This window comes from Variovorax palleresanus (assembly GCF_051144945.1).
GTDB lineage: Bacteria > Pseudomonadota > Gammaproteobacteria > Burkholderiales > Burkholderiaceae_C > Variovorax > Variovorax paradoxus_S.
Window position 1 is genome coordinate 1274107 of sequence record NZ_JBJNVP010000002.1, and the last position, 24438, is coordinate 1298544.

22 protein-coding genes and 3 pseudogenes are annotated in these 24438 nt (G+C 62.6%); 7 read left to right on the plus strand and 18 right to left on the minus strand.

Translation table 11 applies throughout. The annotated features are described in order from the left end of the window. Positions 1-49 precede the first annotated feature (49 nt). Entirely contained in the window at positions 50-853 is an 804-nt protein-coding gene (locus tag ACJ7Z0_RS09650) for a phage exclusion protein Lit family protein (RefSeq protein ID WP_434789673.1), read from the minus strand. Between the two features lie 178 nt (positions 854-1031). Here ACJ7Z0_RS09650 and ACJ7Z0_RS09655 point away from each other — a divergent pair, with 178 nt between their 5' ends. Continuing rightward, positions 1032-2486 carry an IS4 family transposase gene (locus ACJ7Z0_RS09655; RefSeq protein WP_434789674.1) on the plus strand — a complete coding sequence of 485 codons (1455 nt, stop codon included), beginning with the start codon at positions 1032-1034 and terminating at the stop codon, positions 2484-2486. Positions 2487-2590: 104 nt separating this feature from the next. Here ACJ7Z0_RS09655 and ACJ7Z0_RS09660 read toward each other — a convergent pair whose 3' ends face one another. The 16 genes from ACJ7Z0_RS09660 to ACJ7Z0_RS09735 form a co-directional block, all read right to left on the minus strand. Continuing rightward, a complete protein-coding gene (locus ACJ7Z0_RS09660) occupies positions 2591-4027 on the minus strand; it encodes an FAD-binding oxidoreductase (RefSeq protein ID WP_434789675.1) in 1437 nt (478 codons plus the stop codon). A gap of 29 nt (positions 4028-4056) precedes the next feature. Then, positions 4057-5052: a Bug family tripartite tricarboxylate transporter substrate binding protein gene (locus ACJ7Z0_RS09665; protein WP_434789676.1), complete on the minus strand. Its 996-nt coding sequence runs from the start codon at positions 5050-5052 to the stop codon at positions 4057-4059. A 485-nt stretch (positions 5053-5537) separates the two neighbouring features. Beyond that, positions 5538-6692, minus strand: a complete 1155-nt coding sequence (locus ACJ7Z0_RS09670) for a CaiB/BaiF CoA transferase family protein (protein WP_434789677.1) — start codon at positions 6690-6692, stop codon at positions 5538-5540. A gap of 9 nt (positions 6693-6701) precedes the next feature. After that, entirely contained in the window at positions 6702-7682 is a 981-nt protein-coding gene (locus ACJ7Z0_RS09675; protein ID WP_434792638.1) for a Bug family tripartite tricarboxylate transporter substrate binding protein, read from the minus strand. A gap of 58 nt (positions 7683-7740) precedes the next feature. Next, on the minus strand, positions 7741-8361 hold the full coding sequence (locus ACJ7Z0_RS09680) for a CoA transferase (protein ID WP_434789678.1): 621 nt from the start codon (positions 8359-8361) through the stop codon (positions 7741-7743). Further along, positions 8361-8978: a CoA transferase gene (locus ACJ7Z0_RS09685; protein WP_434789679.1), complete on the minus strand. Its 618-nt coding sequence runs from the start codon at positions 8976-8978 to the stop codon at positions 8361-8363. The genes ACJ7Z0_RS09680 and ACJ7Z0_RS09685 overlap by 1 nt, the downstream gene beginning before the upstream one ends. A 17-nt stretch (positions 8979-8995) precedes the next feature. Continuing rightward, positions 8996-9775: an enoyl-CoA hydratase/isomerase family protein gene (locus tag ACJ7Z0_RS09690; RefSeq protein ID WP_434789680.1), complete on the minus strand. Its 780-nt coding sequence runs from the start codon at positions 9773-9775 to the stop codon at positions 8996-8998. A gap of 60 nt (positions 9776-9835) precedes the next feature. Beyond that, positions 9836-10612, minus strand: a complete 777-nt coding sequence (locus ACJ7Z0_RS09695; protein WP_434789681.1) for a GntR family transcriptional regulator — start codon at positions 10610-10612, stop codon at positions 9836-9838. A gap of 373 nt (positions 10613-10985) precedes the next feature. After that, positions 10986-11666 (minus strand): alpha/beta hydrolase, encoded by a 681-nt coding sequence (locus ACJ7Z0_RS09700; RefSeq protein ID WP_434789682.1) that lies wholly within the window; start codon positions 11664-11666, stop codon positions 10986-10988. A gap of 26 nt (positions 11667-11692) precedes the next feature. Beyond that, entirely contained in the window at positions 11693-12670 is a 978-nt protein-coding gene (locus ACJ7Z0_RS09705; protein ID WP_434789683.1) for a threonine ammonia-lyase, read from the minus strand. A gap of 14 nt (positions 12671-12684) precedes the next feature. Continuing rightward, a complete protein-coding gene (locus ACJ7Z0_RS09710; protein WP_434789684.1) occupies positions 12685-13179 on the minus strand; it encodes a RidA family protein in 495 nt (164 codons plus the stop codon). A gap of 2 nt (positions 13180-13181) precedes the next feature. After that, complete coding sequence (locus ACJ7Z0_RS09715; protein WP_434789685.1) at positions 13182-14081, minus strand: amino acid ABC transporter substrate-binding protein; 900 nt, start codon at positions 14079-14081, stop codon at positions 13182-13184. Positions 14082-14151: 70 nt separating this feature from the next. Then, the gene (locus ACJ7Z0_RS09720) at positions 14152-15630 is read right to left on the minus strand and encodes an aldehyde dehydrogenase (protein ID WP_434789686.1); all 1479 of its coding nucleotides are present in this window, start codon (positions 15628-15630) and stop codon (positions 14152-14154) included. A 1-nt stretch (position 15631) separates the two neighbouring features. After that, positions 15632-16792 carry an acyl-CoA dehydrogenase family protein gene (locus ACJ7Z0_RS09725; protein ID WP_434789687.1) on the minus strand — a complete coding sequence of 387 codons (1161 nt, stop codon included), beginning with the start codon at positions 16790-16792 and terminating at the stop codon, positions 15632-15634. Positions 16793-16804: 12 nt separating this feature from the next. Further along, entirely contained in the window at positions 16805-17413 is a 609-nt protein-coding gene (locus ACJ7Z0_RS09730) for a thiamine pyrophosphate-dependent enzyme (RefSeq protein WP_434789688.1), read from the minus strand. Further along, positions 17398-17931, minus strand: coding sequence for a phosphonopyruvate decarboxylase (locus ACJ7Z0_RS09735; protein WP_434789689.1), 534 nt, complete (start codon positions 17929-17931; stop codon positions 17398-17400). The genes ACJ7Z0_RS09730 and ACJ7Z0_RS09735 overlap by 16 nt, the downstream gene beginning before the upstream one ends. Positions 17932-18037: 106 nt before the next feature. Here ACJ7Z0_RS09735 and ACJ7Z0_RS09740 point away from each other — a divergent pair, with 106 nt between their 5' ends. Then, positions 18038-18970: a LysR family transcriptional regulator gene (locus ACJ7Z0_RS09740; protein WP_434789690.1), complete on the plus strand. Its 933-nt coding sequence runs from the start codon at positions 18038-18040 to the stop codon at positions 18968-18970. Between the two features lie 372 nt (positions 18971-19342). Here ACJ7Z0_RS09740 and ACJ7Z0_RS09745 read toward each other — a convergent pair whose 3' ends face one another. After that, positions 19343-19468, minus strand: coding sequence for a hypothetical protein (locus ACJ7Z0_RS09745; RefSeq protein ID WP_434789691.1), 126 nt, complete (start codon positions 19466-19468; stop codon positions 19343-19345). On the opposite strand from ACJ7Z0_RS09745, the pseudogene istA (ACJ7Z0_RS09750) reads away from it, so the two are divergent. From istA (ACJ7Z0_RS09750) to istB (ACJ7Z0_RS09770), 5 genes and pseudogenes are all read left to right on the plus strand, one after another. Continuing rightward, positions 19461-20597: pseudogene (gene istA / locus ACJ7Z0_RS09750) on the plus strand (IS21 family transposase); the annotation flags it as partial. The gene ACJ7Z0_RS09745 and the pseudogene istA (ACJ7Z0_RS09750) sit on opposite strands and share 8 nt — an antisense overlap. A 161-nt stretch (positions 20598-20758) precedes the next feature. Beyond that, positions 20759-22282: an IS21 family transposase gene (gene istA / locus ACJ7Z0_RS09755; RefSeq protein ID WP_434792639.1), complete on the plus strand. Its 1524-nt coding sequence runs from the start codon at positions 20759-20761 to the stop codon at positions 22280-22282. After that, positions 22279-23124: an IS21-like element helper ATPase IstB gene (istB, locus tag ACJ7Z0_RS09760; RefSeq protein WP_434789692.1), complete on the plus strand. Its 846-nt coding sequence runs from the start codon at positions 22279-22281 to the stop codon at positions 23122-23124. Before istA (ACJ7Z0_RS09755) ends, istB (ACJ7Z0_RS09760) begins: the two co-directional genes overlap by 4 nt. Before the next feature lie 84 nt (positions 23125-23208). Then, positions 23209-23580, plus strand: a pseudogene (locus ACJ7Z0_RS09765) (IS21 family transposase); the annotation flags it as partial. A gap of 44 nt (positions 23581-23624) precedes the next feature. Further along, positions 23625-24381 (plus strand): annotated as a pseudogene (istB, locus tag ACJ7Z0_RS09770) (IS21-like element helper ATPase IstB). Positions 24382-24438 lie beyond the last annotated feature (57 nt).

The window sequence follows — 24438 nt, forward strand, 5'->3', positions numbered from 1 at the left end:
ATGAGCCGCGTACTGTGGCTCCATTCGACCTCTCTACGCGGGCGAGACATCACGGAACGCGAGACCGTTTCAACGGGGTGGTCGCAGCCGGCCCCAGTGCTGCGTCCAATTGGTCCAGAAGGGACTGGAGCAACTCAACATAGGTGTCATAGCCCTCGCTGGGATGCTCCCACGGGATGGCGAAGATGCTCATCAGCACTTCGACGCAAAGTCCGTGGAAGTAGACCTGAAGTCGTTCCTCGGAAAAATCGAAGCGCAGAAGCAAGTGCTGGATGCGATGGTGTAGCTCAGGGTGGTGAAACTGCTTGACGGGCGTGTCGGTCGACAAAAGATAGAACGAACTCAACACCGCGCTCATTACCGCCCAGGCCAGGTGCATTTTGGCTTTGTCGTCGCGGTCTCCCACAAGGATGTCCCAGGCGCCGTTGTCGGCTTCCTTTTCGCGCTCGAGCTTGTCTTCCGCGGATAACTCGCGCCAGCCGTGTGCGTGGTTGCTGATGCCATGCATCCACTCGTGCAACAGCAAGAACGATATGGCCTCCTGAAAAATTAGGTTGGTTTTCTCCGTGAAGTAGCGCTCTTGGTCGCTCGCCGATGTGATTGGGGAGGGCAGGCCCTTCGGCCACGGCGTGTAGACATCCGCCACCGTCTGCGCCCAGTTGCGCAGTTTCTCGGCTCGAGCAAGCAGTTGAGGGTCAACGACGGAGGTAGGCTCCAGTTTCGGTCTCTGCACCACCTCTTCGTAGCGAATCAACCATGCGTAGATGAAGCACCAGAGCACCTCCAAGTGCGTGACATGCAGATCAATTTCCGCGGGCTCTCCAGACACCTTGGGCCCGACGGGCGAGACCAAGTCTGCACGCAGAGAAATCACCGGAAGAACCGTGCCGGAATCGACAACCTTCTGCAGCCGGTCGACGGTAAGCCGTCAATTAACCTTTCAATTACCCACAAGTCTGGCGTCTCGGCGGTCCACGGAATGATCGAGATTCCCGTTATTCCTCGCAAGAGGACTCTGCCAACGGGAACGGATGACAAAGTTTGTGCGGATTGATGGAGCCAGCAAGCCATCCGACAATGGGTCATGGATAACCGGCGAGGTCGCCGGTTGCGAGTTTCGCGACTCACGATTGGGCAAGAGATTGAGCAGCTTGCTTCAAAAACTCGGCGGCAACATCGGAGGCACGATCCCGTTCGCATGCCAGGACTGGGCTAACACCAAGGCTGCCTACCGATTCCTGTCCAACGTCGATGTCGACGAACATGCCATTCTTGCTGGGCACTTCCAGGCCACGCGTGATCGGGCCCAGGCGAGTTGCGGCCCATTGCTCATCCTTCAGGACACCACGGAGTTCTCGTACAAGAGGGACAAGCCGGAATTGATCGGCTTCAAGGGGGTGACTCACAGCCGACGTGACGAAGCGGGCCGTCCCCAACCGCACACTACCTGCGGCATCTTGATGCACTCGAGCCTCGTCGTGACGGCACAGGGGCTGCCGCTAGGCCTGTGCGCGATCAAGTTCTGGAGCCGTCAGAAGTTCAAAGGCACCAGCGCGCTGAAACGCAAGATCAACCCGACGCGTGTTCCGATTGAAGAGAAGGAAAGCGTCAAGTGGCTGCTGAACCTGCGCCAGTCGAGCGCCTTGATCGACGAGCCCGAGCGCTGCGTGCATATTGGTGATCGCGAGAGCGACATCTACGAGTTGTTCTGCCTGGCCGATGAGCTCGGAACTCGCTTCCTGGTGCGAACCTGCGTCGATCGGCTGGCTGGCGATGGCGGTCACACGATCGCTGACGAAATGGCCGAGGTTCGCGTGCGGGGTCTGCATCGCGTCGAGTTCCGCGACGAGCGGGGCCAGCCTTGCCAAGCCACCCTCGAGATCCGATACCGCCGTATTGGAGTGCTGCCGCCCATCGGCAAGCAGAAGCTGTACCCGGCGCTCGAGTTAACGGTACTCCATGCGCAAGAGCGTGAAGCGCCAGCCAGTCGCGCCCCGCTGCAGTGGAAGCTCATCACAAACCTGCCGGTGCATTCCAAGGCCGAGGCCATCGAGAAAATCGACTGGTACGCCATGCGCTGGAAGATCGAGACCTTCCACAAAATCCTGAAGTCGGGTTGCCGAGCCGAGGACTCCCGGCTGCGAACAGCCGACCGCCTGACCAATCTGATCGCGATCTACTGCATCCTGAGTTGGCGCATCTTCTGGTTGACGATGCTCAACCGCGCCCACCCTGACACCGGCCCAGGCGAGGCGTTCACCGATACCGAGATCACGGTGCTGGATCAGCTGTCACCGACCACGGCTGTTCCCGAGTTCTTGCCTCGGACGCTGTCGCACTACACCATCAAGTTGGCCAAGCTCGGTGGCTACCTCGCGCGCAAAGGCGACCCTCCACCCGGCAACATCGTCATGTGGCGCGGCCTCACACGCCTAACCGACATCGTCCTCGGTATGCAACTCGCGGCGAAAGTTGTGGGTAATTGAAAGCTTGAGGCCACGCTTACCGTAGTCTTGGGAGAATTGGGCATCTAGCGCCGGTGCACAGCTCCAAGGTCCTGGGGCGTAACATTTCCTATGGCCAGTCGTGCCTACGAGATAGAGCGAAGGATTTTCCCTGGGTTCATCAGATTCCATGGGTCGAATGCCGACTTCACCATCAGCATCATCTGCAGGTCGATGGCCGGCTTGAATCGCACCAGGCGCTCTACGTGCATCCTGCCGATGCCATGCTCGGCGCTGATGCTGCCACCGAGTTCCACGCTTGCCGCGTGCACGATGAGGTTAACGCTCGCGGCCGCCCTTTCGCATTGCTCCGGCGTGCCGTAGACCGAGCGTGGCAGCACCGCAACGACGTGGATGTTACCGTCGCCGATGTGTCCGGCGTGGCACACCGCAGCTCCCGCCACCTGCTGCTCGATGCGCTCGGTCACGAGGTCGATGAAGCGCGAGAGCTTCGAGACCGGCACCGACGTATCGTTCGAGACGGTAAAGCCCGCTCGTTTGTTGGCTTCGGAAATGTTGTGCCGCAGCTCCCAGATGCGGTTCGCCTTGGCCAAATCGGTCGCGACTACTGCGTTGGTTACCAAGTCGCGCTCGAAGGCTTGTTCGAGCGTGTTCTGCAATTCCGCGACAGCATCCCAGTGCAGCGAACTGTCCGCGATCTCCATCAGCACGAACCAAGGGCTATCCAGCTCCATTGGCAACTGAAGGCCATGGCCATGCTGCAGGACCATCTCGACCTGCCGGCGCGACATGATCTCGAAAGCTTCGATGCGATTACCCACCAGTTCCTGCATGAAGCGCAGCAGGTCCACCGCAGGCTGGACGCCCGGCAGCGCCACCATGGCCGTGGCGGAGACATTGAGACGGGGAAAGAGCTTTAGCACTGCGGCTGTCACCACGCCGAGCGTGCCCTCGGCGCCGATGAACAGCTGCTTCAAGTCGTAGCCGGCGTTGTCTTTGCGCAGCGCCCGCAGGCCGTCCCACACGCGGCCGCTCGGTAGCACGACCTCAAGACCCAGCACCAGTTCACGCATGTTGCCGTAGCGCAAGACGCCCGTCCCACCGGCATTGGTCGAAACCAGCCCGCCGATCTCGCAGCTGCCGACGCTGCCCAGCGCCAATGGGAACTGGCGCTGGCTCTGTTCGGCGGCCTCTCGCACATGGGCCAGGATGCATCCGGCTTCGGCCGTCAGCGAGTTGTTGCCGGCATCGATCTCCCGGATGCGGTTCATGCGCGACAGATTGAGGATCACGGCCGAGCGCCCGGGTTCCGCGACCGCGCCGCCCGTCAACCCGGTATTGCCGCCTTGCGGGACGATCGCCACTTGCTGGCTCGCGCAGGCCTTCACGATCTCGGCCACTTCGTTCGTGCTGCCCGGCAGCAGGACCGCGATTGCCGCACCCCGGTATCGCCCGCGCCAGTCCTGCTGGTACGGCTGCGTGATGCCCGTATCGGTCAGCACCCGCGTAGCGCCGACGATCTTGGCGAACTGGTCGAGCAAAGCAGCGGTGTCGAGACTCATGCTTTCTCCTGGGCAATGACACACACGACTCACTCCCTCTTGAGTCCGCCGATGGATTTGATGACCGCGCCCCACTTGGCGAGTTCGGACTTGACCAGTGCATCCAGCACTTCGGGCATCGATCCCACGGGCACCGCGCTGAGGTCCTTCAGCTTCGCCTGTACCTCCGGCAGCGCGACCACTGCCTGCAGCTCACGGCTCAGCAGTTCGACCAATGGCCGGGGCAGCTTTGCGGGCCCGAACACGCCGTTCCAGGTGTAGGTTTCGTAACCAGGGATCCCAGCTTCGGCGAGCGTCGGAATGTCTGGAAAAGAAGGCGAACGCTTGCTGGTTGTCACTGCCAGTGCACGTGCCGACCCAGCCCGAATGTGCGAGGCCGCACCGGTGAGAACGTCGAACAGGATGGGAATGTGGCGGCCGACCAGGTCGGTCATGGCGGGGCCGCCACCCTTGTACGGAACATGACCGATGTCCACGCCGGCCATGGATTTGAACAGCTCGCCCGAGAGGTGCGGCGGCGTCCCGACACCGGACGATCCGTAGCTGAATGTGCCCGGTTGCGACTTAAGTAGCGCGATCAGCTCCTGCACGTTTTGCGCTTTCACGGACGAGTTGACCAGAAGGACGTTCGGGACCGTCGCGACAAGTGAGATGGCCGTGAAGTCGCGCTGGGCGTCGTAGGGAGCAGGCGGTGTCGATAGCAGGTTGATCGCGTGCGTCGCAACCGTGCCCATCAGCAGCATGCTGCCGTCCGCGGCTGCCTTCGCAACCTTCACGGCGCCGATGGCCCCGCCGCTCCCGGCAACGTTTTCCACTACCACGCTGTGCGCGATGCGTTCCGACAGCTTCTGCGCGATCAGGCGGGAAACGATATCCGTCGCTCCTCCGGCCGAAAAAGGGACCACCAACGAGATCGATCCCTTCGGCAAGACCGATTGCGCGAAGACGTGCGACAACGGCGCGCCCAGCGTGGCTGCAACACCCCACTTCATCATATTGCGCCGAGATAGCTTGGTGGCGGTCATGCTCATGTCTCCGTTTATTTATGGGCAGGATCAACAAGAATCATAGGTTTTGATCAAAGACAGATAACAATAGAATATTGGCATACCTGCCATCAGCGTTCTTGATGGCCACGGGTGATCGGCGGCGAGCACCAAGAGACAACGTCTACAGCGGCTGGCTTCTCTCACGGGCTTTTGGGCGCACTTGCAGCGGCCTGGCACACGCATTCACCCGCAGAGATCGGAAGGAAGAAAACGAAAGGCGTGGCTCCCCGTCTTCCAGACTGGTTCCCGAGCTGTTGCCACAGGGATGCGATGGCCTTGTTTTTTGGAGCAACATCGGAACAGTTGTCGATGCCGTCCAAGAATCGGAATCACCACCACAGGCGTGCCGCGACCGAGGGCCTCCCCCTGAACGCAGCCCTTACTTCCGAGCCGGGCATCACGCGTGGCCTTCACTCGCCACAAAGAATTCGAACCACCCACAGCGTTCCGCGAACTGGCTTTCAGCCGGCACGCCGGCTCGTCCTCCGGGCGCCCTCCGGCTCACCCAGGTTGATCGGCTCACACACCCGCTGCGCAAGCCGGGCGCCATTGAATTTGATGGGATTGGACAAGAGCTTCATTTCGGCGTCGCACGGGTGCGGAACATTCGCGACCATGTCGATCTCTTGGAGAAATGGATTCTCAAGCGCCTGCTTTACGTTGAGGACCGGCGAGATCGGAAGCACCCCAGTCAGCACTTCCAGCCAGTGCGCCGTTGGATACTCGCTGAACGCCAGATCGAGTGCCTTCGTCAGTTCGGCACGGTACTGGGCGCGGACTTTCTGGGAAGTGAAGCGTGCATCCTCCGTGAGCGCCGGTTTGCCAATGACCGCCAGCAGCGCATTCCAGAACTTGTCGGTCATGCACATGACATAGATCCAACCATCACCCGTCTTGAAAGTCTGCACCGGGGTGACAGAGAGGTGAGCACCTCGAGGCAGCCGTCGGGACGCATGACCTTCGTTCAGATACCAGGTGCCTGCGTATCCCAGCTGATGGAGCGCGACGTCGAAGAGACTGACATCCACATCGCAGCCGACCCCCGTCATTTGCGCGCGCCGCACTGCGCCGAGCAGGCCCAACATGCCGGTAATGCCCGTCATGTAGTCAATCACCGATGCGCCAAAACGCGCAGGTTCACCTTCGGGATCGCCTGTGAGATCCATGAGGCCGGACTCCGCCTGCATCAAGAAATCGTACCCGGGCCAGGCCGCGCGTGAGTTGTTGCGGCCATAGGCGGAAATGTGCAGGCAGACGACCTCCGGCTTGACCGCCTGGAGATGCTGGTATTCCAACCTGAGTTTCTCCGGCTGATCTCCGCGCAGGTTGTTGACGACGGCATCGGCGCCTGCCACGAGTGACTCGAAGGCAGCGCGTCCCTCCGGGGTTTTCAAGTCAAGCGAGACGGACTTCTTGTTGGTGTTCCATCCCTGGAACACCAAGCTGTCGTCAGTCCCAAGGAAATAGGGCCCCATGAAGCGGGCTGGATCGCCGCCGATTTCCTTGTTCTCGATCTTGATCACTTCGGCTCCCATGTCGGCGAGGAACATCGAGCCGTACGGACCGGCCGCGAATTGCTCAATGGAGAGGATGCGCAGTCCTTCGAGTGGCTTCATTGGTCTTCCTTATTCGACGGACAACTTGGCCTGCTTTGCCAATGCGCCGAACTCGGTCAGCTCCTTGGCGATCCGGGCTTTCAGCTCAGCGGGCGAACTGGTGAGTGGCTCGATGCCTTGGTTGAGCATCTGCTTTCGAACTTCGGGGTCGTTGACGATTGCGACGACCTCGGCATTCAACTTGTCGACGATCGCCTGCGGCGTCCCCGCAGGTGCCAGCAGGCCGAACCAGGTACCGACATCGAATTCGGCAACGCCAGCCTCGGCGAGCGTGGGCACGTCCGGCAGTGCGCTGGAGCGCTTGGCGGTAGTGACCGCCAGAGCCCTGGTCTTCTGGGCCTTGATATGCGGGAGCGCCGAAGTGACCGTGTCGAACATGACCGAAACCTGGCCGCCCAGCAGATCCGCGACCGCCGGCGCGCTCCCGCGATACGGAATGTGCATCAGCTTCGCGCCGGTGCGCAGCTTGAACATTTCCCCAATCAAATGATGCGCAGACCCAGGACCCGCCGAGCCATAGTTGTACTTGTCCGGCTCGGCTTTGCTGAGGGCTATAAGGTCCTGCACCGATTTGGCGGGAACCGACGCATTCACCACCACCACGTTGGGCACCAGGGCGATCAGGCCGATCGGGGCGAGATCTCTCTCAAAGCGGTACGGCAATTTGGCAAAGACTGCCTGCGCGATCGTGTGATGCGCCGCGCCGACCAACAGCGTGTAGCCATCCGACGCGGCTTTTGCCACGAAGTCCGCACCGACCGTGGCCGATGCACCGGATTTGTTTTCAATGACGACAGCCTGGCCCAAGCTCTTGCTCAAACGGGGCCCGATGATTCTCATCAACGTATCGGTAGTGCCTCCCGCGGGAAATGGCACGATGACCTTGAGAGGCTTCGTCGGGTAGGCGGACCCTGGCTCTGTGGCCAAGGACGAAAAGATGGTCGACGCGGCGAGGGCCCCGGCGACGCCGACGATGGTGCGACGCTGCATTCTGAATTTCACGGTTGTCTCCTGTTCAGTTTTAGGCAATGGATGAAAGCCCGTAGCTCTACGCCGCGGCGGAAAACGTTGGATCGAGTTCGCTGCTTGCAACGATGCCGCTGTCGTGGAGCCTGCCAATCTCGGACGCGGACAGGCGCAGAACTTCGGCCAGCACTGCGTCCGTGTCCTGGCCAAGAAGTCCTGCCGGTCTGACAGCGCTCCTGGGAGTGCCGATCTGACGCACAGGTGTGCCTGCTGCCCAATGCTCACCTACCCCTGGGGTCACGACACGCTCGTAGATAGGATTGCGGCTTCCGACGCGCGAGTCTTCGTTGAGCAACTGGGTAACGGTCCGATAGGGCCCCCAGCACACATTCCGCGCATCCAGGGCAGCACCGACTTCAATGAAAGTACGCGCCGCGAACCACGGTGCGAGCGCGTCGGCGATCTCCTCACGCGACTCGTGTCTGCTCGCTTCCTTGGAAAGATCACGCCCGGTCACCCGTTCGATCGAAGCGATGCTCAACTCCGCATCGCAAGCGGCCACAAGCGCGCGCCACTGACCAGCCGAAATGCCCGCCACCATGACGCGCCGACCGTCTGCCGTGACAAAGTCACGGCCGAAGGCACCGTAGATGTTGTTTCCAATGGCCGGGCGGTCTCGACCGTAGAGTTCGGCTTCCGTCATCACACCCAGGTGCGACAGCGAAGAAAACGCACATCTGATAGTGCAATCTGCAGCTCCGCCCCCTGCCCGTTCAGCTTCCGATGCCGAAGTGCCGCAGTCAGGGCGAAGGCCGCCTGGTATGCGCAACATGCATCCCAGGCCGGAAACACACTGTTGATCGGTTCCCCGCGGAGGCCCGAAGCCTGGGGGTAGCCTGTCGAACAATTCACCGTGTAGTCAACGGCCGTGGACCCGTTGGCATTCCCTTGGATGGTGCAGCTGATGACGTCGCTTCGCAGTGCGGCCAGGGTCTCGTGAGAGAGCCAGGGCGTTGCAATGTTGGTCAGCAATACACCACCTTCTTCGTCCGGGGCGCAGACGAGGCGCTGCACCAGTTCCCGGCCTTCTGCCCGGCGAATGTCGACTGCGATGGATCGCTTGTCCTTGTTGAGACCGGTCCAGTAGAGGCTTCTGCCGCTCTCCGCGGTCGGCATCCTGCCGTAATCAATGCCGCCCCCGATCATGTCGATACGAATGACGTCGGCGCCAAATTGGGCAAGGGTCAAGCCAGCGAGTGGCGCCGCGATAAATGCGGAGCTCTCGATCACGCGTACGCCGCGCAAGTGCTGATAGTTCATTGGACCCGCCGGCCGCCTTAAGCGAAGTTGGCGGAGCGCTTTTCGAGAAAGGCCGAGATGCCTTCCTTCGCGTCCGCCGAAGAGAACACACGGTCGCTGGCTTTGAGCGACTCGCCCACGGCTTCCGCATCGGACCTCTCGAAGGCCAACTGGATGGTTGCCTTTGCGGCTTGCAGCGCGAGCGCTGGACCACGACTGAGTTTTTGCGCGATCTCTCTGGCAGAAGCGAGCGCCGTGCCCTGATCCACGACGCGATTTACCAAGCCCCATGCCAAGGCTTGCGCCGCAGTGATCGGCTCGCCCAGAAAGACCATCTCTTTTGCGCGCGCCTCCCCAATCCGGCGCGCGACCCGATAAGTTCCCCCGCTGCTTGGGAATACCCCCAGCTTGATCTCCGGCAGGCACAGCTTGACTTGGGCTTCGGCGACGATCAGGTCGCAGCAGACGGCGATTTCAAGCCCGCCTCCGTAGACGTAGCCGTTCAAGGCCGCGATCGTGGGCTTGGGAAACGAACGCAGCTGTTCGAAGACCTTGTTTTGGAAAATGAGCTTTTTTTCCAACGCTGCCCCAGGCTCGAACATCTGGGTCAGTTCTGTGATATCGGAGCCCGCGCAGAATGCGCGGGCTCCAGCACCGGTCAGAATGAGTGCGCGGACGCTGTCGGCCCTTTCCAGGGCTTTGAGCGTCTCGTACAGCTGCCGTGTGAGCGGCGCCGACACGACGTTCATCGGAGGATTGTTCAGAACGATGACTGCATAGCCATCGCTGATCTCGAGTTCGATTACTTTGGCGTCCATGGTCTTGCCTTCACTGTGCAGCCGGCAAGACTATGGCGCACCGCGCCAGCGGGTGCGTGGCTAGGTCATGCCGCTGGTGGCCCGGAAGCGAGCCGATTGGGTGTAGCGATCGCTGGGGTAGTAACTGATCGACGACTGGATCAGCGTGCCATTGACGTCGTAATAGAAGCGCTTGATCAGCAGCGCGGCGACCCCCGCCTCGGCGTGCAGAATCTCGGCCAGTTTCCGGTCCAGGTTGACCGCAGAGACGTCTTGCCTGACTTCGTGGACACGCACGCCGAACATCCGTTCGATGTTCTTGTAGATCGGCGTATTGGAGACCGGTGGAGTCACCTGCGCCTGGGCGTACCGCGGTTGCACATAGATCAACACGTAGCTCATCGGCAAGTCCGAGCCCGGTACTTTTCGCAAGAATCCAGCCTCGGAAAGCAGGAGCCCTTCCTTGCAATCGAGCTCGCGTGCGAGTTCCGGGGTCGTCGTCACCTCGCCGAGCGACACCGCGTGCATCTGCGTGTTGCCCACGAAGCTCAACAGGTCTTCGATCGAGTTGACCGCGCTGAACATGGCGCGTGGACCGGGCCCGCGCACGGTCGTGCCGATGCCCGGGTGCGAAGAGATCAGCCCCTCTTCCCGAACAATGCGCAACGCCTGTCTGACCGTCTGCCGACTCACACCATAGCGCTCGGTCAATTCTTTTTCTGAGGGCAATATGCTGCCGGCCTGGTATTTGCCCTCTTGGATGTCCCGAGTCAGCACGCCTGCCAGTGCGGAGTACAACGGCTGCCGCCCAGGCCCTGTCGCACCGAGCTGCTCTTTGGGCGCTACTTCTTCTGCCATGAAATGAATGTCCTTGCTTCCGTTCGCTCGCAATGAGGCATTGCTCGTCGAGCCTCCTCGCGATAAGCAAGCATTGTGCGATGGACAGGTAGGGTCGGGAAAAGGAGATCGTCGCATTCGGCAGTAGCGTCTGGACGCGCGCAGCCGGTGAGCTATCACCAAGGACTGGCGGTTTGGCATCACTGAGCGAGAAGGTTTTGAGATTCATTTGTACGGATATCCTAATGTACGTACATTTTAAACTGCCGGCCGGGCTCAAGAAACATTGGTAAACCCTAAGACAGCTTTGGCCCGTCCTTGGAGCCGCGAACTCCAGTCGTGGGCCCTTGATGAAGGCGGCTTGATCGACCGCCGTCGATCCCGCTCGCCGCTTTTATGACGGCTGCATCAAATACGAGACGAACAGCGAGCGCAGAACCGGCAGATGGCCCGCAAAGAAGTGGTCCGCCCCGGGGACGACAACGACGGGCAACGTCTGCGGACGAGCCCATTGCAAGATCGAGCCGAGAGGTACGCTCTCATCCATCTCACCGTGAACTACAAGCGTGCCAGGTGGGACGGACTCTGTCGGGTAGCTGCGTTTCCCATCAACCTCCCCCACAGGCAGGCTGAACAGCACAATGCGACCGGCAGCCGCTCCTGAGTCCGACAGGCGCTTGGCCACGCGGGACATGACGAATGATCCGAAGGAAAAGCCGATCAGGGCCAATGGGAGCGTAGGATAGCTGTCTCGCACCTGGGCGATCACCGCCAGCAGATCTTCGGTTTCCGCATATCCGTGGTCGTGCTGCCCGTCGCTTTTTCCCACGCCCCGGAAGTTCGGCCGCAATGACAGCCACCCGAGGTCGCGCGCGGCGCGCGCCAGCAGGTGCGGAATCTTGTGGCGCGCGCTTCCGCCGAGCAGGGGCTGTGGATGGGCGACAAGCGCCAAGCCGCACGGCGCGTCGGCAGGCGAATCGACGAGCAACTCGATGCGCCCTGCCGGAGCCTCGAGCATCAGCCGTACCGAGTCGAACTGTTCGCCTGTCTGAAGTTCCAGCAACAAGCGGGACACGGTACTTTCTCTTCCGATCCGCAGCTTCAGCGCGGAGCCAGAGCGCGAATGAAGACTTCGGGGTCCACGTTGCCGCCAGAGGCTACAACGGCCACGTTCTTGCCAGCGAGATCGATCTTCTTCGCGAGCACTGCGGCGAGAGAGGCGGCACCCGCTGGCTCGACCGCCAGCTTGAGAAAGCGAAAGGCTGCAGCCATCGCAGCAAGCGCGTCCTCATCGGACACGCTCAGCCCTCTTGCGCCATGGCGCTGGAGCACCGTCAGGGGCAACGCCCCCGCCAGCGGACCGTTGATGCCGTCGAGCAATGTGAGCCGCCCCGGCGGATTGCTCTCGGGCTTTCCGCTCTGTAGCGAGCGCGCCATTTTCTCCAACCCCGCGGGTTCGACGACGTAGATCTGCGCCTGCGGGAAGGCGCTCTTGACCGCTTCCGCAACACCGGACGCCAAGCCGCCACCGCTTGTGTTCAAGAGGACCGCATCGGGCTGTACGCCAAGCTCGTCAAGTTGCTCGCACATCTCGAGGCCGCAGGTCCCCTGCCCGGCCATGATGTCCAGGTCGTCGAAGGGTGGCACGAACGTCATGCCGCGCTGCTGGGCGATGCGGCCCGCGATCTCGGCCCGATCCTGCGTGAGCGGGTCGTAGACGACGATCTCCGCGCCCCACCATCGGCAGTTGTCGACCTTGATGGCGGCCGCATTGTTCGGAAGGACGATCAAGGCGGGGCAACCCACGGCATGGGCCGCGGCTGCCAACGCATGCCCGTGGTTGCCAGCCGAGAAGGTGACCACGCCCCCTCCCCTGGACGCATCGTCCATGGCAAGGAGCTTGTTCAAAGCCCCTCTGAACTTGAACGCGCCCGTGCGTTGCAACGATTCCGCCTTGACATGAATCTTGCACCCCGCGAGCTGGTCCAGCATGGGCGAATCCAACAACGGCGTCCGCACCACGCGCCCCCTCAGGCGTTCTGCGGCTCTGCGAATATCAGAGATTGAGAAGCCGGGCATGGGCGTGCGGCGCGTCAATCGCGCACCACCAGGATGGCTTCGATCTCGACAACCATCCCGTGCGGCAGGGAACCCATGCCCACAGCCGAACGCGCATGGACACCGGCCTCGCCGAACAGCGCCGTCAGGAGGTCGGAGCATCCGTCGATCACACGAGGATGGAATGCGAAGTCCGCGGATGCATTCACCATTCCAAGCAGCTTCACGATGGACTGCACCTTTGAAAGATCCCCCACGGCCAGCTTGACCGTCGAGAGCAGATTGAGGGCGGTCTGACGGGCCGCGTCGTAGCCGCGCGGAATATCGTCCGCTGTCTCCAGTCGTCCCCGCAGGTACGAACCGTCGGGAAACTTCGGTCCGTGCCCCGACAGGTAGAGCAGATTTCCGACCTTGCGAAACGGCACATAGTTGGCGCTCGGCGCCATCGGGTCCGGAAGCACCAGCCCAGCGAGCGAAAGCCGTGCTTCCGGATGCATCGGGTTGTCGAAATTGTGAGGCTCGCCGTGCACGATTAAATTCCCTTGTTCGACGGATTGCTGTACGCCTCGCGCACCGCATTCGACATCGGGAACTCGAGATTCACGTTGTTCGGCGGGACCGGACGCGTGAACCACTTGGCATAGAGCTCGTTGACCTCGCCGCTCTTCATCAGGCTTGTCAGAGTCTGGTCGACCAGTTCCTTGAAGCGTGCATCTTCCTTGCGGAACATGAATCCATAGGGTTCGTCCCGCAGGCGCTCCGGCAGAATTTTGTAGGTGCCCGGGGCACGCGCGTTGGCGATGAGTCCGGCGAGCTGCACATCCTCGAGAACCATTGCAACGGCGCGGTCGCTGGACAGCAGGAGAAAGGCCTCGGACGTGTCTTTGCCGGAGATCTCGGCAATGTCCACCTTCTCGGTCTTGCGATACGCGCGCAGCAGTTGAATCGCTGTGCTCCCAGACACCGTCGCGACCGTCTTGCCACCGAAATCCGAGAAGGTATTGATCCCAGAGTCTTTCTTGACCGCCGCGGCGATGCTGCCGACAAAGATCGTGGGGGCGAAATCGACCTGCTGAGCGCGTGCCACCGTATTGGTCGTGGTGCTGCACTCGAGGTCGACGGTGCCGTTCTGAACCAGGGGAACGCGGTTGGTTGGCGTCACGATCGTGTACTGCACCTTGAGGTTGGGCATGTTCAGCTTGGCCTTGACCGCATCGACGACCTTCATGCAAAGGTCGGCCGAATAGCCGATCGGGTCGGCGGCCGCGGATACCTTGTACGAGAACGGGAATGACGCGTCCCGCCCCCCGAGATGAATGACCCCGCTGTCCTTGATCTTCTGCAGCGTATCCACTGGTTGGGCGGTGGCCACTCCGTGGCCTTGTGCGGCCAGCATGACGAATGCGGAAATCAGCGCGTGTTTCAGATCCATGAACATCTCCAGAAAAGTACGAGAAAGTGGAATCGCTGGCGATCGGCCGGCGCGTTACGCGCCGCGTGCCTCATCGCATGACGAAGGGATTGCCGGCGACCGCGCCGCTGTTGATCCAGACGGTCTTGACCTGGAGAAACTCCCGGATGGCGTCGATGCCGTTCTCGCGCCCCAGACCGGAATCCTTGTAGCCGCCGAAAGGCGCCATGAAGCTCACGGCGCGGTAGGTGTTGACCCAGACGGTGCCGGCCTGCAGTCGCTCCGACATGCGGACCGCGCGACCGATGTCGCGGGTCCAGACGGCGGCGGCAAGTCCGAAGCGCACGTCGTTGGCGATGGCTACCGCCTCAGCCTCGTCCTTGAACCGGAGGACCGACAGCACCGGCCCGAAGACCTCTTCCTGGGCGATGCGCATGCTGTTCTTCACTTCGCCGAAAATGGTCGGCTCGACGAACCAGCCATTCCCGCACTCGGGCTTGTCGGCTGCACGCCCGCCCAGAAGAAGCTTGGCGCCGTCCTTGCGGGCGATCTCGAGGTATTCGAGCACCTTGCTGTATTGGGCCGGCGTCGTGACAGGACCAACCTGCGTCCCGGCCTCCATCGGATCGCCCATCTTTGCGCTGCGCGCGATATCGACGAGTTTTTCGACAAAGGCGTCGTAGATGCTGTCCTGCACCAGCAGGCGCGAGCCGGCGATGCAGGTCTGGCCCGTGGCCGCGAAGATGCCCGAGATCGCGCCGAACACGGCCTGCTCGAGGTCGGCGTCTTCGAACACGATATTGGGCGACTTGCCGCCCAGCTCCATCGCCGTGTGCTTGAAGTGCCGCGCGGCCTGTTCGTTGATCGTGCGGCCTGTCGTGTCGGACCCCGTGAAGCTGATCTTCCGCACAAGGGGATGCTCGACCAGTGGCGCCCCTACGTCCTTGCCGAAGCCCGTGACAACGTTGATCACGCCCGGAGGGAAACCGGCTTCGTCAAAGAGCTCAGCGAACTCCAGCGTCGATGCCGAGGTGAACTCCGATGGCTTGATCACCACCGTGCAGCCTGCTGCCAGTGCCGGTGCGATCTTCCAGCTGGCGAGCATCAGCGGCGAGTTCCAGGGGGTGATCGCCGCCACCACACCGAGAGGCTCATTGCGCGTGTAGGCGAGATAGCCTTTCTTGTCCAGAGGCAGCACGCTGCCTTGGACCTTGTCGGCCAACCCGCCGTAGTAGCGGTACCACTGGGGGATGTAGTTGAGTTGCCCCAGCATCTCCGCAAGCAGCTTGCCGTTGTCCCGCACCTCGATCTCAGCGAGCCTTTGCGCGTCGCGTGCAATCAAGTCCGCGAGGCGGTGCAGCAAAAGCCCGCGCTGCGTGGCGCTCATCTCGGCCCATGGGCCTTCCGTCAGCGCGGCATGTGCCGCATGCACCGCGCGCTCGACGTCTGCGACCGTTCCCTTCGGGATTTCAGCCCAGGTTTCTCCGGTGTAGGGGTTCTGGGTCTCGAACCACTGCCCGTCGGCGGGGTCGACGGACTGCCCTCCAATGCGAAGCTGATAGCGTTTCATCTCAAAACGACCTCGGCAGCCCGAGCAGATGCTCGGCCACATAGCTCAGGATCAGATTGGTGGAGATCGGTGCGACCTGATAGAGCCGCGTCTCGCGGAACTTGCGCTCGACGTCGTATTCGTTGGCAAAGCCGAAGCCGCCGTGGAACTGGATGCATGCATTGGCTGCTTCCCAACTTGCCTTGGCCGCCAGGTACTTGGACATGTTGGCCTGGGCCCCGCATGGCTGTTTCGCATCGAACAGCTCGCAGGCCTTGAAGCGCATGAGGTTCGCAGCCTCGACCTCGATGTAGCTTTCCGCGATGGGGAACTGGACCCCCTGGTTCTGGCCGATCGGCCGGCCGAACACGACCCGGTCCTTCACATAGCGGCTCACCCGGTCGATGAACCAATAGCCGTCGCCGATGCATTCCGCGGCGATCAACGTGCGTTCGGCATTGAGCCCGTCGAGGATGTACTTGAAGCCCTGGCCTTCCTCCCCGATCAGGTTCTCTGCCGGAATCTCGAGGTTCTCGAAGAACAGCTCGTTGGTTTCATGGTTGACCATGTTCGGAATCGGCCGCACGGTCAGTCCGCTCTTCTCGGCCTGGCGCAGATCGACCATGAAGATTGACATGCCCTCGGTCTTCTTTTTCACCTCGGCCAGTGGCGTCGTGCGCGCCAGCAGGATCATCCAGTCGCTGTGCTGCACGCGGCTGATCCACACCTTCTGGCCGTTGATGACGTAGCGGTCTCCTTTCCTCACCGCCGTGGTCTTGATCTTCGTGGTGTCCGTGCCGGTGGTCGGCTCGGTCACGCCCATGGATTGCAGGCGCCACTCTCCGCTTGCGATCTTGGGCAGGTACAGATCCTTTTGCGCTTTGGAGCCGTGACGCAGCAACGTACTCATGTTGTACATCTGGCCATGGCACGCGCCGGAGTTGCCTCCCGAGCGATTGATCTCTTCCATGATGACCGACGCCTCGGTGAGGCCGAGGCCCGAGCCGCCGTATTCCGCCGGGATCATGGCGGCCAGCCAGCCGGCCTTGGTCAGCGCGTCCACGAACGCTTCGGGGTAGGTGCGCTGCTCGTCCACCTTGCGGTGGTACTCGTCCGGGAACTCTGCGCACAGCGCGCGCACCGCGTCGCGGATTTCCTGGTAGCTCGTGTCCGGTTGACTCATTGCTTCACCACCTCAGAACGGAGGGAAACCGAGTTCAGCGCGAAACCGGTTCTTCACGAAGACACCATCGCGCGGCGGCAAGGCACGGGGGGGCTCGTCTGCATGGATCGCAATCTGCGCGAAGGCCACGCCCTGGCACGCGTTGGCGCGCTCCGCAACTTCATCGGCACCCTCAAGGCGGTCGATGCGGAACGAGTCTTCGATGCCGAAACCCTTGGCGACGGCCACGAGGTCGGTGCCCAGGCTCGCATGGCTGCGCTGCATGCCGGTTTCACCGAAGTGCCCGTTGTCCAGCACGACGATCGTGAGGTTCTTCGGTTGACGTGCGCCGATGGTGCCGAGGCTGCCGATGCCCATCAATTGCTCACCGTCCCCCGTGATCACGACGACCGGCCTCGAAGGCTGGGCGAGCGCCAGTCCCAAGGCCAGCGAGGTGGCACCACCCATGGCCCCCCAAAGATAGAAGTTCCGGTCGCGATCTCCGGCGGCAAAAACATCGTACGAGGGCGAGCCGAGGCCGGAGACAACCAGGGCCGAGGGTGTGGCTGCAAGCAGCCGCGCGACGAAAGCGCGGCGGTCCACCGCCGTCTGTGTGGAGGTCGTCATCAGTTGCGCTCCCATTTCTTTCGCCCGATCAGGCTTTGCGACAGCAGTACGGCAACCTTCTCGCCCGCGAGGAAGGCAGCATCCAGGCCCGCGCTGACGATTTCTCCCACTTCGTCGGGGTCGGAAGCTCTCAGCACGGTGATGCCCATCAGCTCGAGCGCGCCTTGGGTGTTCTTTCCCATCGGGGCCTGCCACGGGTTGAACTCCGCGTACTCGCCGCGCATCGTCACGAGGGTGAGGAAGGGGAAGTTGCAACTGTTCAGCAGCGAGAACATGTTGACGCAGTTGCCGACGCCGCTGCTTTGCATGAGCAACGCGGCGCGCTGGCCGCCGAGCCACGCGCCGCTGACGAGGGCCACGCCCTCTTCCTCGGTCGTCAGCACGGTGTCGATGATCTCGGGGTCGGCCTGCGCGGCACGAATGGCGTAGGAATGGCCTGCGTCAGGCACATAGGCGATCTGCTGAATGCCGCCTTCCTTGAGTGCGTCGAACACGGCCTTCTGCCAGTTCGGCGGCTCCTTGATTGCTTCCATCTGGTATTCCAATTGGTTCCGATGCAGCAATCTTATTTTGTGATTACATCTGTTGAACAATAGAATTAGGTGATTGCCGCCATTTCATTTCAGCATCGGAAGCACCGTGGATTTCAAACAGTTGCGCGCACTCGTCACGGTGGCTGAAACCGGGAACGTGACCCGCGCTTCGGCATTGCTCAACATCGTGCAGCCGGCAGTCTCTCGCCAGCTCCGAATGCTGGAGGAGGACGTCGGCGCGGAACTGTTCGATCGCAAGCGGCATGGCATGGAACTGACAGAAGCCGGTAAGACGCTTGTGGAATATGCGCGGCGAGTCCTGGGGGAGCTTGATCGGGCACGCGCCGAGATTCGCCCCACCAAGGGAGCCATCGGGGGCATCGTTTGCGTCGGCTTGCTGCCAAGCACCTGCGACCTGCTCTCCAGCGCGCTGATCACGGCCGTGGCGCAGAGCTACCCGGGAATCCGCGTTCGAATCGCCATGGGCTACGCCGGTACGCTGCAGACCTGGCTCGAAGCGGGAGAGATCGATGCGGCCCTGTTGTACGACCCCATGCCCACGCCAACGATCCGGGTCAAGCCGCTGCTCGAAGAAGGACTGTGGGTGATCGGCTTGCCTTCGAGCCGGCTGCGCAAGAACAAGCCCATGCCGCTCTCACAACTGGCCGGGCGGCCGCTGGTCTTGCCCAGCGCGCCGCATGGTTTGCGCACGCTGGTCGACCATGCTGCCACGCTGATTGGTCTTCAGTTGAATGTCGTGGCTGAGACCAACGCCATGAGCGTTCAGAAGAGTCTGGTGCTCGGGGGACATGGGCTGACCATTCTGCCCACCATCGCGGTAGCAGATGACTTGTCACGCGGTCAGCTTGCGGGTGCCCCGCTGATCGAGCCTGCTCTGCAGCGCAAAATCGTTCTTGCCACGTCGTCCACCCGCCACACGAGGACGCCTGTACGTTGTGTCGTCGCAGAACTCGTGAGATGCATGCACGAGGCCGTGCTTCATGGCGATTGGCGCGCAGTTCGATGGCTGGGCGAATAAGCGTAGTCGAGCCAATTTCAATTCGGAACTGGTCGGTGAGCGATCCGTTCCTCGAATGAATGCATCCTGCGATCAGTGAACGACTTCCGTTGGAAGCGGTGCTTCTAGGTCGTTCCCTGTGGGCCATGCAGGTGCTTCAGGGCAGCGAGCCGTGGATCTGGTGTGCGACGACTTACGCCGGATACAAGGCCAGCTTCACACAGGGCGTCACCGAGATCGGCTGCGCTGCGTGGGTATTCCGGGGCATCGTGACCGCCCATTCCGGGCCATCGTGACCGAGCATTCCGATCGAACGTGACCGTTGATTCCGGGCTCAACGTGACCGATTTCCGGGTAGTCCGGAATCGCCGGTCACGATGGCGGAATCGATGGTCACAGCAGCGGAACGCTGCCGTACGTCAGCGTGTTGGTGTTGCGCATTTCATCCACCCCATGCGGGGTAGCCTGCCCGGTTTTGCCGGAGACAGGCGTGCCCGCACCAAGGATCAACATGCGCAAGATCAGAGACGTCTTACGTCTCAAACTCGAAGCCCGCCTCTCCCACGAACGAATCGCCGCCTCTCTGGGCATCTCCAAGGGCGTTGTGGCCAAGTACGTCGGCCTTGCCAGCGTCGCGGGCCTGGACTGGCCCACCATTCAAACGCTCAGCGACACGGCGCTGGAGCGTCGTGTCGTGCAAGGCAGGCTGGACCGTCCCTCGCACTACGTGCTGCCTGACTACGGCCGCGTGCACCAGGAGCTGCGGCGCAAGGGCATGACACTCATGCTGCTGTGGGAAGAGCACGTCGCGGCCCACCCCGGGCAGCCGACCTACCGCTACAGCCAGTTCTGCGAGCGGTATCGGCGCTACGCGCTGCGCCTGAAGCGCTCGATGCGCCAGATCCACCGCGCCGGCGAGAAGCTCTTCGTCGACTACGCCGGCCCGACGATCGAGCTCACCGATGGCAATCGGGCCCACATCTTTGTGGCCGCGCTCGGCGCGTCCAGCTACACCTTCGCCTGGGCCACGCCACGCGAGACCATGGTCGACTGGCTGCAGGGCTGCGCACGCGCCCTGAGCTTCATCGGTGGCGTGCCGCAGCTTATCGTCCCCGACAACCCGCGCGCGATGATCGCGAGCCCGAACCGCTACGAGCCTCGGGCCAACGACACGGTGGAGGACTTCGCGCGTCACTACGGCACCTCGGTGCTGCCGGCACGGCCCCGCCATCCGCAGGACAAGGCCAAGGTCGAGTCGGCCGTCCAGGTCGTGGAGCGTTGGATCCTCATGCGCTTGCGCCATCAGCGCTTCGCCAACGTGGACGATGTCAATGAGGCGATCGAGCCGTTGCTGCAGAGACTCAACAGCAAGCCATTCCAGAAGTTGCCCGGCAGCCGCGCGAGCGCCTTCGCCGATCTGGATGCACCTGCCTTGCAGTCGCTGCCGCTGCAGCCCTGGGAGTGGGCGGCCTTCAAGAGCGTGCGCGTCCATATCGATCACCACATCGAGATCGACGGTCATCGCTACAGCGTCCCGCAGAACCTCGTGGGGCTGCTCCTGGAGGCGCGCATCACGGAGCACGCGGTCGAACTGCTGCACCGCGGCCAGCGTGTCGCCGCGCATCAGCGCAGCGCCCACAAGGGTGGCTTGGACGGCGACACTCATCTTGGCCGGCTGAACGACAAGCATGATGGCCGGTGGTGAGGAGTCGAAGGCGGCGTAGCCGCCGTAGACGACGAGCCACCGGCGGCGCCGGTTTGGTGGGGGTTCACGATGGCGGGTTCAGGTCTCAAGAAGAGGTCGGCCCAGTGCCAGGTTCCCGAATCACCGATCAGCAGGTACGCCTCTACATGAACACCCGCAAGAAGAAGTCCCAGGAGTTGGCCGCGGCCAAGGCCGGCATCAGCGAGCGCAGCGCGCGGCGCATCGAGAGCGCGGTGACGCTGCCCTCCCAGAACCCTCGGCGCTATTGGCGCTCGAGGCCCGATCCGTTTGCTGACGTCTGGGAGGCGCAGATCGTTCCGCTGCTCAAGGCCGCGCCCAAGCTGATGGCCGTCACGCTGCTGCGCAAGCTCCAGGACGACCATCCCGATCGCTTCCCCGACGGCATGGTGCGCACGCTGCAGCGTCACATTCGCCAGTGGCGCGCCGTGCAAGGCCCGCCCAAGGAAGTGTTCTTCCCCCAGGCCCATGCTCCGGGCCATCAAGGTCTTTCGGACTTCACCGCGATGGGCGATTTGCGCGTCACGATCTCAAACGCGCCGTTCGTCCACATCCTGTACCACTTCGTGCTGGCGTTCTCTCGCTGGGAGCATGTTGAAGTGGTTGAGGGTGGCGAGAGCTTCGAGGCGCTGTCCAAGGGCTTGCAGAACGCCCTGTGGCAAGCCGGCGGCGCTCCGCACGAGCATCGCAGCGACAGCCTGTCGGCAGCGTTCAAGAACCTGGCCGAAGAAGAGGACTTCACCGTGCGCTACACAGCGCTGCTGGATCACTACGGCATGCTGGGCACGCGCAACAACCGAGGCGTGAGCCACGAGAACGGCAGCGTCGAGTCCTCGCATCGGTACCTCAAGGAGGCGATCGACCAGGCGCTGCTGCTTCGCGGGCACCGCGACTTCGAGGATCGGGTGACCTACGAGGGGTTCGTTCGTGACGCCGTGATGCGGCGCAACCGGCGCAACGCGGCTGCGTTTCGTATCGAGCGCGAGCAGTTGCTGGATCTGCCGCACAGGCGCACCACCGACTTCGTCGAGGAGGAGGCGCGCGTCACGCGCTGCGGCACCTTCACCGTACGCGCCATCCTCTACAGCGCGCCATCGCGCCTGATCGGCCACCGCCTGAAGGTGCGGCTGTACAGCGACCGACTGGATTGCTACCTCTCGGGAGCGCTCGTGCTGACGCTTGCGCGCGGGGCGCGATCGCCCGGCACCACCCGCGGGCGGGTGATCGACTACCGGCACTTCATCGACGAGCTCAAGCGCAAGCCCCAGGCGTTCAAGGGCTTATTGTTCCGTGATGCATTGTTCCCGCGCGAGGCGTACCGCCTCACCTGGGAGCAACTCGACCTGAAGCTGACACGTCGCCAGGCCTGCCAGGCCATCGTCGCGCTGCTGGAGATGGCTGCTCGCGACGGTGTGGAAGGCGTGCTGGCCGAACGTCTCGACGCGCTGCGCCTGGCCGGCGAGTTGCCCGATGTGAAGCGTTTGCGCGAGGAGTTCGCCCCACGCAAGACCGAGGTGCCGCAGATCACGATCGAGATTCCGCCGGCGAGCCGCTACGACGCGCTGCTGCCAAGCGAGCACGAAGACGAGCTGGAAGAGGTCGCAGCATGACCGCCGCAGCATTCGAGCCCGGTCGCAACGCCTTGATGCTCAACGAGTTGCGCCTGCCGACGATCGGCAGGCTGTGGCCCGACTTCGCTGAGCGCTCGGACAGGGAAGGCTGGCCAGCAAGCCGCTTCCTGGGTGGGCTGCTGGAGCACAAAGTGGCCGAGCGGGAGAAGCGCCGCATCGAGCGCCACCGGGTGGAGTCGCGCCTGGATGTGACCAAGACGCTGGCCAGCTTCGAGTTCGCTGAGGTGCCGATGCTGTCCAAGGCCCATGTCATGGCGCTGGCCAGCGGGGATTCGTGGCTCGAGAAGGGAGCCAACATTTTGATTTTTGGTCCGCCAGGCGTGGGCAAGAGCCATGTCGGTTGCGGCATCGGCCATGCACTGATCGAGGCCGGCCGGCGCGTGCTCTACATGCGCACCAGCGAGCTGGTGCAGCGCCTGCAGGCTGCTCGCCAGACCCTCCAGTTGCCCCAGGCTCTGGCCAAGCTCGACCGCTACGACCTGCTCATTCTTGACGACATCTCGTACGTGCGGAAGGACCAGGCCGAGACCAGCGTGCTGTTCGAGTTGATCGCCGAGCGCTATGAGCGGCGCAGCATCCTCATCACGGCCAACCAGCCCTTCTCGGGCTGGGACACCGTGTTCCCCGATGCCGGCATGACGGTGGCCGCCATCGACCGCCTGGTCCATCACTCGACGATCTTCGAGTTGAACAACGTGGAGAGCTACCGCGGCAAGCAGGCCGCCCGGGAACAGAAGGTCCAGCGCGACAACGACAAGGCGAATCGCCGGCGTCAATCATCCAGCGACAACGACAACCAGTCCAAGGAGCCACAACCCTAGTCCCATAAAAAACGACATTCACCCCTGCCCAACCGGCCAAGATGAATGTCGTTTAACCGGCCATGCTGCTTGACGCTATCCAGTGGCTTCACGACCGTCGTCGCCCACCTGCCGGCGGCGCACCGCGCGCATCTCGAATGGACACCCGAGCGCCTGGTGCATTGGGGGCAGAGCATCGGTGTGGCCACGGGCCGCCTGGTGGCGCGCTTGATCGAGGAGCGGCGCCACCCGGAGCACGGCTACCGCGCGTGCCTCGGGTTGCTGTCGCTGGCACGCCGCTATGGCAAGGACCGACTGGAGGCGGCCAGCCTGATCGCCCTGGAGCTGGGGACAGCGAAGTACGCGCATGTGAAGGCCATTCTGGTCAACGAGCGAGACAAGGCTGCCCCGAGCACGGCGCCGAGCTGGATCAGCCCTCCCCATGAGCATGTGCGCGGCCCAGGCTATTACCAGTGACGGTCGAGCGCACCCGCTGAACATCCCGGACAACAAGGAATCCAATGATGATGAACACGACTCTGGACCAGCTGCGCAGCCTGAAGTTGCTGGGCATGGCAGCAGGACCAGCTCACGAGCGCCGGCATGACGACCATGAGCTTCGAGGAGCGCACGGCGTTGCTGGTCGAGCGCGAGATCCACTGGCGCGGCGACAAGCGTCGTGAACGGCTCTTGAAGGAAGCGCGGCTGAAGTATCCCCAGGCGGCCATCGAAGACATGGATGCGCGCGCCGGTCGCGGTGTCGATCGCAAGGCCGTCATGAGCCTGGCACTGGGCGACTGGATCGATTCGGGCCACAGCGTGCTGATCACTGGCCCGACGGGTGCGGGCAAGTCGTGGCTTGCTTGTGCGCTGGCGCAGTACGCCTGCCGGCGAGGCCGCTCTGCGTACTACCAGCGCATGCCCCGGCTCGGCGAGGAGCTGCGCATCCGGCACGGCAACGGCACCTTCGGCAAGTGGCTGATCCAGCTGGCCAAGACCGACGTGCTGTTGCTCGACGACTGGGGCATGGCGGCGCTGGATGTCCAGGCCAGATCCGACCTGCTGGAGATCATCGACGACCGGGCGGCCAGCAAGGCCACCATCATCACCAGCCAACTGCCCATCGAGCACTGGCATGCATGGGTTGGAGACGCCACCATTGCCGACGCGATCCTCGATCGCCTGATGCAGCAAAACCACCGACTCACCCTCACGGGTGAGTCCTTGCGGCAGACCGCGAAAACGTCCCAAAAGGAGAAGAACAAAGACCCATCGTGACCGCCACTTCTACAATCTGATCGCGCAACTCAGTACGCATGATGACCGGTCACGATC